Source organism: uncultured Lawsonella sp. (genome assembly GCF_947252745.1).
GTDB lineage: Bacteria > Actinomycetota > Actinomycetes > Mycobacteriales > Mycobacteriaceae > Lawsonella.
Genome location: NZ_CAMXWW010000005.1, coordinates 93,685 through 110,103, shown reverse-complemented (window position 1 = coordinate 110,103; position 16,419 = coordinate 93,685). Strand labels below are relative to the sequence as shown.

Genomic DNA, 16,419 nt, shown 5'->3' with positions numbered 1-16,419 from the left:
TGCTCATACACTAAGGGATCTTCACAACCATCTGGAGGAGCATTGTGGTCGCGGATCCCTTAATTTTGCTACATGCCGGTGCGAAATTACTTGTGCTGGTCTGGCTCTTTATCCTGTCTTGGCACGATAGCCGCAACAGGAGGATTCCTACCCCCATTGTTATAGTCGGGATCGTCGTGGCGAGCTGCTATGTGGTGACAGCGGGGTCTAGTTCGAGGTCCGTTCTGGGAGGTGCGTCGTTGATGCTGTGCTACGCCACTCCATCTCTATTGAGGACAAAGGGAATTGGCGGGGGAGATGTTAAAGTAGCTTTCCCCATCGGAATGGTCGCCGCGGCTCAGAGTTGGTCAGACTGGTGGATAGTGGCTATAGCCCCTTTTTGTGTCACCGCGCTCGTCGGTATTGGGCAGTTTCTCGTGACGTCTCGAACCTTTGCTCATCGTCTGGGGCAACAAGATCTTGAGATACCAACCGCAGTGCACGCTAGCTCTGGGAGAATACACAACTGTGCTATGGTTACCCTCCCACATGGCATCTCATTATCCCTGGTGACGGCGCTGCTCGTGCTGTGGCCAGTGGTTGATCGCCTAGTTGGTTAGCCTATTGCAGGCTTCTTTCATAATGGATATCGCTTGAGGTTCTCAAGCTCGTTACCCCGGTGGCAACTGTTCTCGTCGCTTGCGAAAATGCTGCACACCTGTGGAGTGAGATAGGGGAACGAATCGAAACATGACAGAATAGAACCGTGTTTCGATGGACTACTGCAGGTGAATCCCACGGCCAAGCGCTGATCGCACTCGTGGAAGACGTTATCGCCGGACTACCTTTGACGGTTGATGAAGTCTCCACACAACTAGCACGGCGCCGACTTGGCTACGGCCGTGGTGCGCGTATGAAGTTTGAGCAAGACCGCGTCACTCTTTTGACCGGAGTGCGGCACGGCGTAACGCTGGGCGGACCAATCGCCATTCAAATTGACAATAGCGAATGGCCTAAATGGGAGAAGATTATGTCTCCTAGCCCTGTTGACCCCGCAGACATCGACGATCTCGCGCGCAACCAACCTCTCACCCGGCCGCGGCCTGGGCACGCCGACTTTGCGGGCATGCTCAAATACGGTGCGGAAGACGCTCGGAATATTCTCGAGCGTTCATCGGCCCGCGAGACAGCTGCGCGGGTTGCAGCCGGTACCGTCGCACGCATAATCCTCCGCGAAGTCATGGGAGTCGAAGTTGTCTCTCGTGTCCTTTCTATTGGAGACTCCTCCCTCTACGGCGTAGATGAGTTACCCACCAGTGCTGACCAAGCACGTATTGACGAAAGCCCCGTTCGAGCCTCCCACCCGGACGCCGAAGCGAGCATGATCGCTGAAATCGATGCCGCGCGGAAGGCAGGAGATACGTTAGGCGGTGTCGTGGAAGTAGTCGTACATGGGCTCCCGATTGGCCTGGGGTCTTTTGTGTCGGGAGAACGCCGTTTGGAAGCCCGGCTGGCCAGTGCGCTTATGGGTATTCAAGCCATTAAAGGCGTTGAGATTGGTGAAGGGTTTGCGCTTGCCCGGCGCCGTGGCTCCATTGCCCACGACCAAATGGATCCTGCTGAGGTGGGCGTCATCCGTCGCTCGAACCATGCTGGTGGTCTAGAAGGTGGGATGACAGATGGCCAACCTCTGGTAGTACGAGCAGCTATGAAGCCTATTTCAACCGTGCCACGAGCATTAGCGACCGTTGATATGGCAAATGGTGCCCCGGCAACAGCTATCCACCAGCGCTCTGATGTGTGCGCGGTACCCGCCGCCGGTGTCGTTGCTGAAGCGATGGTGGCGTTGGTGCTGGCACAGACAGTACTGGAGAAATTCGGTGGAGACACCCTTGCGGAAACACGCCGAAACTACTGCGCCTACCAGGAGTATGTGAAGGATCGTCTCACATGGGAGCAGTAGCTTTTGCCCCAGTCTGCGTATTTGTGGGACTCCCGGGATCGGGAAAAACTACCGCCGGAAAACGTCTTTCTCGCGCGCTGCAGCTTCCATTTCTTGATACCGATCAGGTGATAGAGAAGCAGTATGGGAAGAGCTGCGGGGAGGTTTTTGCTGAGCTCGGTGAATCTGCATTCCGCGAAATTGAAGAGGATATCGTAGCTGAGAGTCTCGCTCACCATGATGGCATTCTCGCGTTGGGGGGCGGAGCGGTTCTCTCGTCTCGAACCCGTACCTTGCTTGCTGAAGTTCCCGTTGTTTTCTTGGATATTTCGGCTGCAGAGGGAATCCGACGCACCGCGGATACCTCTACGCGACCAGTTCTTGCTGCTAAGGACCCCGCTGAACACTATCGCCAGCTGCGACGAATTCGCCGCCCTTACTATCGAGAGGTTGCCGATCTTACTATTCGCCCTGAACATCGCAAACCTCTCGACGTGATTGATGAGATTTGTGCTTTCCTCGGCCGTGCTCGGCTCACCGCCGACGTGGACGACGACTAATACGAAAGAGACTGAGATGACAGTAACTGTGATCGATGTAAACGCAGCTCACCCCTACCATGTGAGAATCGGCTCCCACCTCGTCCCGGAAATTGCAGAGTTGGGTGGGCGATTCCGGAACGTCGGTATCGTCTACCAAGAGAGCGTGTCCTATTTTGTGGCAGAGATCGCTGCAGCACTGCGGGAGAACGGCAGTACTGTCCATCTCTTCCCCGTGCCTGATGCAGAGGCGGGAAAGACGCTTGTTGTTGCGGAGGAACTGTGGATCAAGTGTGGTAAAGCTGGCATCACCCGTGCAGACGTCATCATGGGTGTCGGTGGTGGAGCGGCGACAGATCTCGCTGGTTTCATCGCCTCCACCTGGATGCGGGGGATTGCTTTCATCAGCTGCCCTACCTCTCTGCTTGGCATGGTTGATGCCGGAGTAGGCGGAAAGACCGGGATCAACAATGCCATCGGTAAGAACTTAGTGGGGACGTTCCATGAGCCACAGGGAGTGTTTATTGATCTGCATGTTCTCCACACACTCCCACGGTCTGAAATCGTCTCTGGTATGGCGGAAGTAGTGAAGTGCGGTTTTATTGTGGACCAGCGCATTCTTGAACTCGTGGAAGACAATCCCGCAGCGGTCTTTGATGTTGACGGGCCGGTGCTTCATGAACTCGTGTGTCGCTCGGTACAGGTGAAAGCTGATGTCGTCAGCTGCGATCTTCGCGAATCAGGCCTTCGTGAGAACCTCAACTATGGCCACACTTTGGCGCATGCGATTGAGCAACGGGAACACTACCTGTGGCGACATGGGAATGCAGTTGCGGTGGGGATGGTCTTTGCGGCGGCACTGGCTCGCACTGCGGGTCTCCTTACTGAAGCCGACGTAAACCGTACCCGCGACATTGTGTCGGCAGTAGGGCTGCCCACATCCTATGATGCAGAGGCACTCGATGAGCTCATAAGCACGATGTACTCCGATAAAAAGAACCGCACCGGAGTTCTTCGTTTTGTCGTGCTTGACGGCATCGGAAACCCTGTCCGAATGGAGAATCCGACGCAAGAGCAACTTGCTGCTGCCTATGCTGAAGTTAGCAAACAGTAAGGAGAAGGAATGATCCACGTACTAAACGGTCCGAACTTAGGACGCCTGGGAAAGCGTCAACCAGAAGTGTACGGGTCGACCACCTTCGCTGACCTCGTCGCTATTTTGGAACAAGATGCAGTTGAGCTGGGGGTCGAGATCGAGGTCAAACAAACGGACTCAGAAGCGGAACTTCTGGGCTGGGTGCATGACTGCGCCGATACGCAGGAACCCGTCATCCTCAATGCTGGAGCACTGACACATACTTCAGTTGCGCTACGTGATGCTTGTGCCGAACTCGCGGACCACGCTGGTTTTATTGAAGTCCATATCTCTAACGTCCACGCTCGCGAAGAGTTCCGTCACCACAGCTACCTTTCTGCCATCGCCACCGGGGTGATCGTTGGACTCGGCATTGACGTCTACCGCCTTGCGTTGCGCTGGTTTGCGCAGCAGAGCTAACGACCGAACTTAGAAAAGGTAGCAATGACAGTTGCAGAAAACTATGCCGAGCGGCGCAATCGGCTCCGCTGTTCGGTAGAAGCGGGGGCCATCGTACTATTTGGGCTCAGCTCAATTCGCTACTTCACCGGTTTTTCGGGTTCTAACGCTCTTCTCTGGATTGACAGCTTCGCTGCGGATAACGACGTTCTCATCACCGACGCCCGCTATACCCTCCAAGCTTTTGCAGAATGTCCTGGAATTGCAGTAGAGAGCTGCAGCGCACGTGGTAGTGCCGCACTAACTGAGGTGAGTGAAACACGGCATCTGCACGCAAACACGCTGGGGGTGGATGGTGAGTTCCTCAACTGGCTCGACTACCAGGAGCTGGCGGCGTGGCTGAGTTCGTGTACACAGCAGGACCTGACTTCTGCTGGGATGATGGAGGGGCTTAGTGATGTGTCTGCATATATTGCACAGTTGCGGTCGGTCAAAGACCGCAGTGAGATCATTGCGCTCAATCAAGCCGCACAGTGTGCTGAAGCTGCGCTGGAGCAGCTTATTGATGAGCATGCCCTTGTACCTGGCGCTACCGAAAGCGAAGTGGCAGCCCGCCTCGATTACCTCATGAAAGTGCGAGGTTCCGAAGGTGTCTCCTTTGAAACTATCGTGGGTACTGGAGCTAACAGTGCACTCCCACATCATTCACCCGACAATACCCCAATTGCTGCCGGTGATCTCGTCGTCATTGATTTTGGTGCAGTAGTAAGGGGTTACCACTCAGATTGCACCCGCACGTTCTGTGTCGGAGATTCCACCGCATGGCAAGAAGAGATCGCCGACTGCGTGTGGCATGCACACCAGGCAGCACTTGCAGTGGTGCGTCCAGGGGTTTCCGCTGGAGCACTCGATGAGGCCGCCCGCGCAGTCATTAATGATGCCGGCTATGGTCCGTACTTCGGGCACTCGACTGGCCATGGAGTTGGCGTGGATATCCATGAGCATCCATGGGTACGTAGTGGTTCATCAGAAGAATTGGTCGCTGGGTCAGTATTCACAATCGAGCCCGGGATCTATCTTCCTGAACGTGGGGGTGTGCGAATAGAAAACACCTACGTGCTCGAAGACTCCGGAAATGTGCGCTCTCTGCAGGCGCTTTCCGCAGAATTGCTGCACGTTTAGTAAACTCCATGAGGTACTAGTTGCTAAGGAGTGCACTCCTCGCGACTACCTAGACATTTCGACAGAAAAGAGCTCATTGTGGCGAGTACCGCAGACTTCAAGAATGGCCTGGTACTGCAGATTGATGGCAAGCTGCAGCAGATCGTAGAATTCCAGCACGTTAAGCCCGGTAAGGGTCCCGCTTTCGTGCGGACCAAGCTGAAGGATGTTGTCACTGGTAAGGTTGTTGATAAGACCTTCAACGCCGGTGTCAAGGTGGACACTGCGACTGTGGACCGGCGCGATTTTACCTACCTTTACAAGGACGGCAACGACTTCGTGCTGATGGACGAGGACACCTACGATCAGATCACCGTCGGACCCGAAATCCTGGGTGATGGAGCTCGCTTCCTCCTCGAGAACACTACCGTCCAGGTGTCTATGCACGAAGGTGTGCCACTGTTTGCCGACTTGCCGGTTGCTGTTGACCTCACCGTGGCGCACACCGACCCAGGCCTGCAGGGCGATCGTTCCTCTGCCGGCACCAAGCCCGCTACTCTGGAAACGGGTGCTGAAGTGCAGGTTCCTCTCTTCATCAATACCGGTGACGTTCTGCGCATCGATACTCGAGATGGTCGTTACCTGAGCCGTGTCAACAACTAATCCAACACAGGGCTCCGGAGCGGGGACAGGTAAAGCTGCTCGCCCGCGTCATTCTGGCAGCCGCCATAAGGCTCGTCAGCGCGCACTGACTCTGCTCTTCGAAGCAGAAAGTCGAGATGTTGATCCTGTTGAGCTCGCTGAAAACCGTCGCGACTACGCCCTAGAATTGGCGCGTCTCGGGGAAGGCGGCATGCCACTCGTCAGCGACTACGCTATCGCGATTATTACCGGTGTCGCCGAAGAGATTGATCGAATCGATGAGATTCTGTCGTCCTCCCTCACCGACTGGTCCTTGGACCGGCTTGCTGTGGTAGATCGTACAGCGCTTCGAATTGGTGTATGGGAGCTTCTGTTCACCGATGATGTGCCGGCATTAACGGCAGTTGACGAGGCTGTAAGCCTGGCACGAGAATACTCGGATGATGATGCTCCGCGTTTCGTCAATGGAGTGCTAGACAAAGTGTTGCGCGATCGCGATGTTGTTAAGGAGCAGCTGTCCCACACCAGCACTGTCGAGCTGGCAGAAGAGCAGCTTGATGCCGTTCCCTCCACCGATGAAGTGGAGCGAGAGAACTACGCTGACTAACTGCTACGTGTGCCTCAACAAACGGATCGGAACCTGAAGGGGAAACCTTCAGGTTCCGATCGTTATGAGATGTGTGAGCAGGGCTGGGGCTGCTACACTTAAACCTCAGAGCAGACATCCTTTAACAAGCCGTCCAGCGAGGCGGAGAAGGAGGTCAGGATGAACGACAACGTGCAACTGCTTGACGCTGCGGACGTATCACGCACCGTCGCACGAATCGCCCATCAGATCATTGAAAAAACAGCGCTTGACGAATCTTCATCGAAGCGCGTTGTTCTCTTGGGCATTCCAACGCGAGGTACCCACCTCGCCCACCGACTTGCTGCAAATATTGCGGAATTCACCGGTAATTCCCCAGAAGTCGGATCACTCGACATCACCCTCTACCGTGATGATCTTCGTCAACGTCGCCCCCGCCCTATGGGTGAGACTCAGATTCCTCGCAACGGGATTGATGGCGCGCTCGTTATTCTCGTCGATGATGTTCTTTTCTCCGGACGAACCGTACGTGCAGCGCTCGACGCGCTCCGCGACATTGGTCGGCCGGACGTGATCCAACTAGCGGTTCTTGTCGACCGCGGACATCGCGAACTTCCTATTCGGCCAGACTACGTGGGCAAAAATATTCCCACTGCCCGCGCTGAGGGCGTGAACGTTCACTTGGACGAATCGGACGGCGCAGACGAAGTCGTCCTCACTCGGGACATCACAGAAGGAGAGGCAGAGTGAAGCACCTCGTCTCGATCAACGATCTCGACAAAGACAGTGCCCTTGCCCTTCTCGATCTTGCAGATGAGCTCAAATCCTCGCTGCTGGAGCGAGAAATTCGAAAGCTTCCGACTCTGCGCGGACGCACCGTATTCACCGTCTTCTACGAGAATTCCACACGCACACGCTCCAGTTTCGAAACAGCGGCAAAGTGGCTCAGTGCCGATGTCGTCAATATCTCAGCGGGAAGTTCATCGGTAAAGAAAGGCGAGTCGCTTCAGGATACTGGCCAAACCTTGACCGCGATCGGTGCGGAAGCCCTCATCGTCAGGCATCCTAATTCTGGTGCACCCGCACAATTGGCACAATGGCTGTCCCCAGACGGGGTCCATGGCCCCTCCATCATCAACGCTGGTGATGGTCAGCACGAACACCCCTCCCAAGCGCTTCTCGACGCACTCACATTTCGACAGCATCACGGCGGTTTTGAGGGTCGCAAACTAGTCGTTGTTGGCGACATTCTCCACTCCCGAGTGGCTCGCTCCGATCTCCTCCTTTTCTCCAAACTTGGAGCAGAAGTTGTGTTCGTGGCCCCTCCCACGCTGCTTCCAGTTGGCGTCGAAGAATGGCCATGCCGTGTTTCGCACGACCTTGATGCAGAGTTGCATGATGCTGACGCTGTCCAGTTACTGCGCGTCCAAGAAGAGCGCATGAAGGCTGGCGAAGCGTTCTTCCCCTCCGTGCGTGAGTACGCTGCACTCTACGGAATGAGCAAGAAACGTCTCGCACTGCTTCGTGACGATGCCATCGTCATGCACCCGGGCCCCATGATTCGTGGCATGGAAATCAACTTTGATGTTGCTGATTCGCCGCAAACCGCTGTTCTTCAGCAGGTGAACAACGGTGTTCACGTTCGTATGGCCATCCTTATCACGCTTCTCACTGGTGCTGACGAGGCGTAACCATGGAGAAAGACACTATGACTGCACTTCTCATCCGCAACGTCCACCTCTACGGCGAAGGAGACGCCGTCGACGTTCTTGTACAGGACGGCCGCATCGATACTATTGCTCCCCACGGCACTCTCGCCGCTCTCCCCGCGGAATGCGAAGAGTATGACGGCCGCGGCAACGTCCTTCTCCCTGGTCTCGTTGACATTCACGTACACCTCCGTGAGCCTGGTCGAGAGGATACGGAGACTATCGCCAGTGGCTCTGCTGCCGCAGCTCTCGGTGGTTTCACTGCCGTCTACACCATGCCCAACACCAAGCCCGTTATCGATAACAATAACTTAGCGGAGATGGTGTGGAGCAAAGGCCAGGAAATCGGTCTGTGCGACGTCTACCCGGTGGGTTCCATTACGGTGGGACTACAAGGCAAAGAACTGTCTGAAATGGGTTTGATGAACAAGGGTAGGGCCCAGGTTCGGTGGTTCTCCGATGACGGAAAATGCGTCAATAATCCTCTCGTCATGCGACGTGCACTGGAGTATGCGGCAGGGCTGGGGGCAACAATTGCACAGCATGCGGAAGAAGATCGACTCACCGAAGGTGCCATTGCCCACGAGGGACCGATGGCAGCCAAACTCGGGATGAAAGGTTGGCCGCGTGCAGCGGAAGAGTCCATCGTAGCTCGCGATATTCTTCTCGCTCGCGATGCACACGCCCATATTCACGTCTGCCATGCCTCCACCAAAGGCACCGTTGAACTCCTAAAGTGGGCCCATGAGCAGGGTGTCAACGTCACCGCTGAAGTCACCCCGCACCATCTCCTCCTGAACGACTCAGTTCTTTCCACTTACAACGGCGTTTACCGGGTGAACCCGCCTTTGCGTGAAGAATCAGATAATGAAGCACTTCAGCAAGCGTTGATTGATGGAGTCATCGACTGTGTCGCCACCGACCATGCCCCGCACGGGTCGGAAGAGACCTGCTGCGAATTCGCCGAAGCTGCGAATGGCATGTTGGGACTCGAAACCTCCCTCGCCATTATGGCGCAGGTGATGGTGGAAACCGGTCGCATGACCTGGCGCGATATCGCACGCGTCATGAGTGAACGCCCGGCCGAAATAGTCGGACTCGCCGACCATGGGCGCCCGCTGGAAGCTGGTGAACCCGCAAACCTCACCGTTATCGACCCTGACGCTAGCTGGTGTGTCTACGGTGAAGAGCTTGCCTCAATCGCCTCCAATACTCCCTACGAAGGCATGGAGTTCCGTGCTCGCCCAGTGCTCACGGTACTTCGCGGACGTGTCACTGCGCGTGACGGTGAAGCCGCCCTCTAGAACCACAAAGCGCATAGACTAGGAAAGAAGGAATAGTGAGCGAACGAATTCCAGCAGCCCTCGTGCTCGAAGATGGACGCATCTTCCGCGGGCATGCCTTTGGAACCGTAGGGGAGACCCTGGGTGAGGCTGTTTTCGCCACCGGTATGACCGGATACCAGGAAACCCTGACGGACCCCTCCTACCGCCGCCAAATTGTGGTCTCTACAGCGCCGCAGATCGGCAATACCGGATGGAACATGGTTGATGGCGAGTCCATGACCGCCGAGCCTACCAACGACGCTGTCCGTAACGGAATGCGGGGACGAATCCATGTAGCCGGCTACGTCATTCGCGATTATGCGCACCAACCCTGCAGCTGGCGACTTGACCATACACTGCAGGAAGAGCTGGAAGAACAGCGGATTGTCGGCATCCAGAATGTTGATACCCGTGCCATTGTGCGGCATCTCCGCGCAAAAGGGAGCATGCTGGCAGGCATCTTCTCCGGCGACTCGCTGATAAGCGAAGACGAGATGTTGGAGAAGGTCCGGAGTCAACCACCGGCAGCCGGGCAGGATCTTGCTAGCGAAGTAACCACGCAGGAGATGTACACTCTGGATCCGATAGGGGAGCGTCGCTTCACCATCGCAGCGATTGACCTCGGGATCAAGGCTAACACCCCGCGTAACTTCGTCAATCGTGGTCTCCGCGTCCACATGATGCCCGCTGCGACCACTTGGGAAGAAATCGAGGAGCTGAATGTTGATGGTCTCTTCTTCTCCAATGGCCCCGGAGACCCGATCACAGCTACCGCCCCTATCGCCCTGACCAAAGCTGCACTCGAGAATGAGATGCCGCTCTTTGGCATTTGCTTTGGTAATCAGATTTTCGGTCGTGCACTTGGCCTCGATACCTACAAGATGAAATTCGGCCACCGCGGCATCAATATTCCGGTGAAAGACCATCAGACCGGCCGTATTGCTATCACCTCGCAAAACCACGGTTTCGCGTTGGAGGGTGAACCCGGAATGGAATTCGACACTCCCTACGGCCGCGCCCTCATCTCCCACAGCTGTCCCAATGATGACACTGTGGAAGGCGTCAAGCTGCTCGACGGCAGTGCCTTCTCCGTTCAGTATCACCCTGAGGCCTGCGCCGGCCCCCACGACGCAAACTACCTCTTTGACCAGTTCGTTGACCTCCTTGAGGTGCATGGCAAGAAGGGACAGAAGTAAATGCCACGTCGCGAAGACCTCAACCACATTCTCGTCATTGGCTCCGGCCCGATTGTCATTGGCCAAGCTTGCGAGTTTGACTACTCCGGTACCCAAGCCTGCCGTGTGCTGAAGCAGGAAGGCATTCGTGTCTCCCTTATCAATTCCAACCCCGCCACTATTATGACGGATCCGGAATTTGCAGACTCAACGTATGTCCAGCCCATCACTGCTGATTACATCGAGAAGATCTTCCAGAAGGAAGCAGCCGACGGCCATCCGATTGACGCCGTTCTTCCTACACTCGGCGGACAGACTGCTCTGAACGCCGCTGTCGATCTCCATGACCGTGGCCTGCTAGAGAAGTACAACGTTGAACTGATCGGTGCATCGTTCGAGTCCATTCAGCGTGGCGAAGATCGCCAGACCTTCAAGGATATTGTCGCGGAGATCGGTGGCGAATCGGCGCGTTCCCGTGTCTGCTACACCATGGAGGAAGTGCACGAGACTGTTGCCGAACTTGGTTTGCCCGTGGTGGTACGTCCGTCCTTCACGATGGGTGGCTTGGGCTCTGGTTTGGCCTACACGATGGAGGATCTTGATCGGATCGCTGGCGGCGGCCTCGCTGCTTCCCCCACCGCCAATGTCCTCATCGAAGAATCGATCCTCGGGTGGAAAGAATTCGAGCTCGAGCTTATGCGGGACCACAACGACAACGTTGTGGTCGTCTGTTCCATCGAGAATTTCGACCCAGTGGGCGTTCACACTGGTGACTCCATCACGGTTGCTCCCGCTATGACACTCACTGACCGTGAGTACCAGATTATGCGTGACCAATCGATCGCTATTCTGCGTGCTGTCGGTGTCGATACGGGTGGCTGTAATATTCAGTTTGCCCAGGACCCGAAGACTGGGCGGCTCATCATCATCGAGATGAACCCGCGCGTTTCGCGATCCTCCGCACTCGCGTCTAAGGCGACCGGCTTCCCCATCGCGAAGATCGCCGCCAAACTGGCCATTGGCTACACCCTGGATGAGATCCCGAATGATATTACGAAGGAAACACCCGCCAGCTTCGAGCCAACTCTCGACTACGTCGTAGTGAAGGCACCGCGCTTCGCCTTTGAAAAGTTCCCAGGTGTGGATGACACGCTGACTACGACCATGAAGTCGGTGGGTGAAGCCATGTCATTGGGACGGAGCTTCCGTGAATCCCTCAACAAGGTTCTTCGCTCTCTTGAAACCAAGTATGCAGGTTTCTGGACTCGCCCCGACGACTTCATCACGGGCAACGGCCAGAAGTCTGTCGACGATCTCGTGGAAGAGGTCAAGCGCCCCACTGAAAATCGCATCTATACAGTTGAATACCTTCTGCGACAGGGGGTCTCCATCGATGACCTGTATGCGGCGACTGGTATTGATCCGTGGTTCCTGGGCGAGATTCGCGGGCTCGTCGACGTTCGAAACGAGGTCGTGGAGGCGCCGGTACTCACCGCGGAGATTATTCAACTCGCAAAGTACAATGGCTTCTCAGACCGCCAAATCGCCTCTCTCCGTCCGGAGATTGATGGTGAGGCAGGAGTCCGCAAACTCCGCGACCGCTTGGGTATTCATCCCGTCTACAAAGCTGTTGATACCTGCGCTGCAGAGTTTGAGGCGAAAACTCCATACCACTACTCCGCCTATGAGTTTGACCCTGTAGCTGAAACCGAAGTCGTGCCTCAAAAGGACCGGCCGAAGGTCATTATTTTGGGCTCCGGTCCCAACCGTATCGGCCAAGGTATTGAGTTTGATTACTCCTGTGTCCATGCAGCCCAGTCGCTTTCTGCAGTCGGCTACGAGACCATCATGGTCAACTGCAACCCGGAGACAGTCTCGACGGACTATGACACCGCCGATCGCCTCTACTTTGAGCCGCTGACTCTTGAAGATGTCCTTGAGGTCTACCGCTCTGAGTGTGCTTCTGGTGATGTGGCGGGCGTCATCGTGCAACTGGGTGGGCAAACCCCACTCTCGCTAGCAGCCAAACTGGAGGAGGCGGGTGTTCCAATTGTTGGAACCTCACCTGCTGCTATCGACCTCGCCGAGGATCGTGGTGAGTTCGGTAAAGTCCTCTCCGCTGCTAATCTTCCCGCCCCCAAGTACGGCACCGCGACCTCCTTCGAGGAAGCCGCTAAAGTCGCCAACGGAATCGGATTCCCTGTTCTGGTGCGTCCCTCCTATGTCCTGGGTGGACGTGGTATGGAGATCGTGTACAACGAAGATTCACTGCGTGACTACATTGAACGGGCCACCGAGCTCACCCCGGAACATCCGGTCCTGGTTGACCGTTTCCTTGATGACGCCATCGAGATTGACGTTGACGCTCTCTGCGACGGGGAAGAAGTGTATCTTGGCGGCATTATGGAACACGTGGAAGAGGCTGGAATCCACTCCGGCGACTCTGCTTGCGCCCTCCCTCCGATGACCCTTGGCCGTGGAGATATTGAAGCGGTTCGCCGTTCTACCGCAGCCCTCGCTATGGGTATTGGGGTAAAGGGCCTTATGAACGTTCAATACGCTCTCAAGGGCAATACCCTCTACGTTTTGGAAGCGAACCCCCGTGCATCCCGCACCGTCCCGTTTGTCTCCAAGTCGACTGCTGTACAACTCGCCAAGTGCTGTGCCCGCATCATGCTGGGAGATACTATTGCGAACCTCCGTAAGGAAGGCATGCTGCCGGCCGAGGGCGATGGGGGAACAATCCCCATGGGTCACCCCATCTCCGTTAAGGAAGCGGTGCTCCCCTTCAACCGGTTCCGGAAAGCAGACGGGGAGGGAGTCGACACTCTTCTTGGACCCGAAATGAAGTCCACCGGCGAAGTAATGGGCATCGACACCAACTTTGGCAAGGCCTTCGCGAAGAGCCAAACTGCCGCTTACGGAAGCCTACCTACGGAAGGTACAGTCTTTATCTCTGTGGCTAATACGGATAAGCGCGCGATGGTGTTCCCAGCCCGTCGTCTCTTTGACATGGGATTCCGCATCATGGCTACTGGTGGGACCAGCGATATGCTGCGTCGCAATGGTATTGACTGCGTCCAGGTATACAAGCAGACAGGTGATGACGACCGTCCAGAGGGTGCTGAGAGCATCGTTGACCTCATAAGCGACGGACAGATCGACCTTATCATCAACACTCCCAAGGGCAATTCCGGTTCACGGGAAGATGGATATGGTATCCGAGCAGCTGCAGTATCGCGTGGTATTCCGTGCGTTACGACCGTGTCTGGTGCGGCTGCGTGCGTCCAAGGTATTGAAGCTTTGCGCGCTGATGAGGATTTCACTGTGCACCCGCTCCAGGAGCTCCATCGAATGGATCGGACAAACTAGTGAAAGCCGTGTGCGGGCCCACCAAACCATTTGGTGTTGCGCTCCAGGAGGCCTGCGCGCAGACTGGTCGGTTGTGCGTAGGTATTGATCCCCATGCCGCTCTGTTGCGGCAATGGGGGCTGGACTGGAATCTCGCGGGCCTTACCGAGTTCACGCGTATCTGTGTTGAGGCTTTCGGCGGGCAGGTAGCATTGGTCAAACCCCAGGTAGCTTTTTTCGAGTGTTTTGGTTCGAAGGGTTTCGCCGTGTTAGAGAAGGCTCTTGTGGACCTGCGTGAGGCTGGGACACTGGTAGTCTCCGATGCTAAGCGAGGCGATATTGGGTCGACCAACCAAGGGTATGCAGATGCGTGGCTGCGAGATAATTCTCCGTTGGCCAGCGATGCATTGACAGTCTCCCCGTACTTAGGGGTCGAGTCTTTAGCTCCTTTGTACTCTGCTGCGCGAGAAACTGGGCGAGGCCTCTTCGTCCTTGCTCGCACGTCGAATCCTGAGGGTGCTTCTCTGCAGGATGCGTACCCTACTCACTCTGGCAAGGCACAGCTCCATGCATCCCCGAGTGTCGCGCAGGAGATCGTTGATTATCTCAGCGAGTTGAATAATCGGGAAAAAGCGCAATACGGAATTGGCTCTTTCGGCGTGGTGGTTGGCGCAACTGTCCCACATCCGCCTATCCTTGAGAATCTATGCGGCCCTGTGCTCCTACCTGGTGTGGGTGCGCAAGGCGCTACGAAAGAAGATGTAGACCGGATTATCGGTCATGGTGGCACTTTAGGAGTCCCTAACATTTCGCGGGCACTTTTAGAATGCGGCCCGTCTGTGGAAGACTTGGCAGCACGGCTTTCTCAGTTGAACGCCGAATATTTCGCCTAAACTGGGAAAACATGCTGCTTTGTTGCGTTGTACCTGGTCGTTTGGTGTTACGCTATCTAAGAAAATAAACGACACAAGCTGGTGCTTGAGTCTTCAAGCGCCCGGAACCGAAAACTGTGTTCCGTTGATAAAAGTTATCTGATACGGAGGAATCGTGGCCCTTCCTGAATTGACCCCCGAACAGCGCGCTGCCGCGCTTGAGAAGGCTGCTGCTGCTCGTCGTGCCCGCGCCGAGCTCAAGGACCGCCTGAAGAAGGGTGAAACCGATCTTAAGACCGTCCTAAAGAACGCTGAAACCGACGAGATCATCGGCAAAATGAAGGTCTCTGCTCTTCTCGAAGCTCTCCCCAAGGTCGGTAAGGTGAAGGCTCAGGAAATCATGACCGAGCTGGAAATTGCTCCCACCCGTCGTCTCCGTGGCCTGGGCGACCGCCAGCGTCGTGCCCTGCTCGAGCGTTTCGGTTTCGGTGAGTAGTTTTCACCGTGTCCGACGAGACTGAACGAGCCCTTTCCAGCGCATCCGCGGCCTCGAACGACAAAGCTACCCAGAAGGGTCGGCTGGTAGTCCTAGCCGGCCCTTCTGCCGTAGGTAAATCGACTGTCGTCCAAAGGCTCCGCGAACTGGTCCCCAACCTCTACTTCTCGGTGTCGGTGACGACGCGCGAACCTCGCCCTGGCGAAGTTAATGGGCGAGATTACTTTTTCGTCTCAAAACCCGAGTTCCAGCGCTACATCGACAATAATGAATTGCTCGAATGGGCAGACATTCACGGTGGACTGCAACGCTCCGGGACTCCTCGCGAACCTGTCGTTGCAGCAATGGATGCTGGGCGCCCAGTGCTTGTAGAAGTGGACCTGGCCGGTGCCCGGCAGATTCGCCATTCTATGCCCGATGCGCAACTGGTGTTCCTCGCACCCCCAAGCTGGGAAATTTTGGTTGACCGCCTGGTAGGACGGGGAACTGAATCCCAGGAGGTCATTGAGCGTCGACTTCAGACTGCTTTGGCTGAATTGGAAGCACAGTCCGAATTCGACCGCATTATCGTGAACGATGACCTCGAAGACGCTGTTTCTGAGCTGATATCCTGTTGGGGAATTAACTGACGTTGAACATATCTAATTTGCCTGTTCCGAGTGTTACCCATAGAGTTGAACGGTAATACTCTAAGGCACACGGAGGCACAAAACGTGGCTGAACAGAGCCTAGCTGAAGGTCTTGCAGCACCGAAGCCCTACGAGCCGCCGATCGGTATCACCGATCCGCCGCTGGACGAACTTCTCAAGAAGGTTTCCTCGAAGTATGCGCTCGTTGTCTTCGCTGCGAAACGAGCCCGCCAGATCAACGATTACTACAACCAGCTTGCTGAGGGCATCCTCGAGTACGTTGGTCCGCTGGTAGAGCCCCGCTTACACGAGAAGCCGCTGTCCATCGCGCTACGCGAGATTGATGCTGACCTTCTCGAGTACACGGAAGGGGAGTAGTTTCCCACTGTTGGGAATGACCCATTGCTCGCTACTGGATAGCTCGACAAAAGCAAGTGCCGCCCTGCCGTCATAGATAGACGGTAGGGCGGTTTTTTACT

16 protein-coding genes and 1 pseudogene are annotated in these 16,419 nt (G+C 55.9%); all 17 read left to right on the top strand.

The window, feature by feature from the left end; all coding sequences use genetic code 11:
- Positions 1-44: 44 nt before the first annotated feature.
- On the top strand, positions 45-599 hold the full coding sequence (locus Q0X28_RS08595) for an A24 family peptidase (RefSeq protein WP_367270672.1): 555 nt from the start codon (positions 45-47) through the stop codon (positions 597-599).
- A 146-nt stretch (positions 600-745) separates the two neighbouring features.
- Positions 746-1,942 carry a chorismate synthase gene (gene aroC, locus Q0X28_RS06085; protein WP_296238214.1) on the top strand — a complete coding sequence of 399 codons (1,197 nt, stop codon included), beginning with the start codon at positions 746-748 and terminating at the stop codon, positions 1,940-1,942.
- A complete protein-coding gene (locus Q0X28_RS06080) occupies positions 1,930-2,481 on the top strand; it encodes a shikimate kinase (RefSeq protein WP_298577093.1) in 552 nt (183 codons plus the stop codon). Before aroC ends, Q0X28_RS06080 begins: the two co-directional genes overlap by 13 nt.
- A gap of 16 nt (positions 2,482-2,497) precedes the next feature.
- The gene (aroB, locus tag Q0X28_RS06075) at positions 2,498-3,574 is read left to right on the top strand and encodes a 3-dehydroquinate synthase (RefSeq protein WP_298577091.1); all 1,077 of its coding nucleotides are present in this window, start codon (positions 2,498-2,500) and stop codon (positions 3,572-3,574) included.
- A 9-nt stretch (positions 3,575-3,583) separates the two neighbouring features.
- Positions 3,584-4,015, top strand: a complete 432-nt coding sequence (gene aroQ, locus Q0X28_RS06070; RefSeq protein ID WP_296238217.1) for a type II 3-dehydroquinate dehydratase — start codon at positions 3,584-3,586, stop codon at positions 4,013-4,015.
- 24 nt (positions 4,016-4,039) lie between these two features.
- Complete coding sequence (locus Q0X28_RS06065; protein WP_296238218.1) at positions 4,040-5,176, top strand: aminopeptidase P family protein; 1,137 nt, start codon at positions 4,040-4,042, stop codon at positions 5,174-5,176.
- Between the two features lie 78 nt (positions 5,177-5,254).
- Positions 5,255-5,818 carry an elongation factor P gene (gene efp, locus Q0X28_RS06060; protein WP_296238219.1) on the top strand — a complete coding sequence of 188 codons (564 nt, stop codon included), beginning with the start codon at positions 5,255-5,257 and terminating at the stop codon, positions 5,816-5,818.
- The gene (gene nusB, locus Q0X28_RS06055; RefSeq protein ID WP_298577088.1) at positions 5,805-6,404 is read left to right on the top strand and encodes a transcription antitermination factor NusB; all 600 of its coding nucleotides are present in this window, start codon (positions 5,805-5,807) and stop codon (positions 6,402-6,404) included. Before efp ends, nusB begins: the two co-directional genes overlap by 14 nt.
- Before the next feature lie 114 nt (positions 6,405-6,518).
- Positions 6,519-7,133: pseudogene (gene pyrR / locus Q0X28_RS06050) on the top strand (bifunctional pyr operon transcriptional regulator/uracil phosphoribosyltransferase PyrR); the annotation flags it as partial.
- Positions 7,130-8,074, top strand: coding sequence for an aspartate carbamoyltransferase catalytic subunit (locus Q0X28_RS06045; RefSeq protein ID WP_298577086.1), 945 nt, complete (start codon positions 7,130-7,132; stop codon positions 8,072-8,074). The pseudogene pyrR and the gene Q0X28_RS06045, both read left to right, overlap by 4 nt.
- A 2-nt stretch (positions 8,075-8,076) precedes the next feature.
- Positions 8,077-9,396, top strand: a complete 1,320-nt coding sequence (locus Q0X28_RS06040; protein ID WP_296238222.1) for a dihydroorotase — start codon at positions 8,077-8,079, stop codon at positions 9,394-9,396.
- A 35-nt stretch (positions 9,397-9,431) separates the two neighbouring features.
- On the top strand, positions 9,432-10,613 hold the full coding sequence (gene carA / locus Q0X28_RS06035; RefSeq protein ID WP_298577084.1) for a glutamine-hydrolyzing carbamoyl-phosphate synthase small subunit: 1,182 nt from the start codon (positions 9,432-9,434) through the stop codon (positions 10,611-10,613).
- Positions 10,614-13,964 (top strand): carbamoyl-phosphate synthase large subunit, encoded by a 3,351-nt coding sequence (carB, locus tag Q0X28_RS06030; RefSeq protein ID WP_296238226.1) that lies wholly within the window; start codon positions 10,614-10,616, stop codon positions 13,962-13,964. It abuts the gene before it with no gap.
- Between the two features lie 8 nt (positions 13,965-13,972).
- The gene (pyrF, locus tag Q0X28_RS06025) at positions 13,973-14,836 is read left to right on the top strand and encodes an orotidine-5'-phosphate decarboxylase (RefSeq protein ID WP_298577109.1); all 864 of its coding nucleotides are present in this window, start codon (positions 13,973-13,975) and stop codon (positions 14,834-14,836) included.
- A 154-nt stretch (positions 14,837-14,990) separates the two neighbouring features.
- Positions 14,991-15,311 (top strand): integration host factor, actinobacterial type, encoded by a 321-nt coding sequence (gene mihF / locus Q0X28_RS06020; RefSeq protein ID WP_053961325.1) that lies wholly within the window; start codon positions 14,991-14,993, stop codon positions 15,309-15,311.
- A gap of 83 nt (positions 15,312-15,394) precedes the next feature.
- The gene (gene gmk / locus Q0X28_RS06015; protein WP_296238406.1) at positions 15,395-15,940 is read left to right on the top strand and encodes a guanylate kinase; all 546 of its coding nucleotides are present in this window, start codon (positions 15,395-15,397) and stop codon (positions 15,938-15,940) included.
- Positions 15,941-16,024: 84 nt separating this feature from the next.
- On the top strand, positions 16,025-16,318 hold the full coding sequence (rpoZ, locus tag Q0X28_RS06010) for a DNA-directed RNA polymerase subunit omega (RefSeq protein ID WP_296238231.1): 294 nt from the start codon (positions 16,025-16,027) through the stop codon (positions 16,316-16,318).
- Positions 16,319-16,419: the final 101 nt, after the last annotated feature.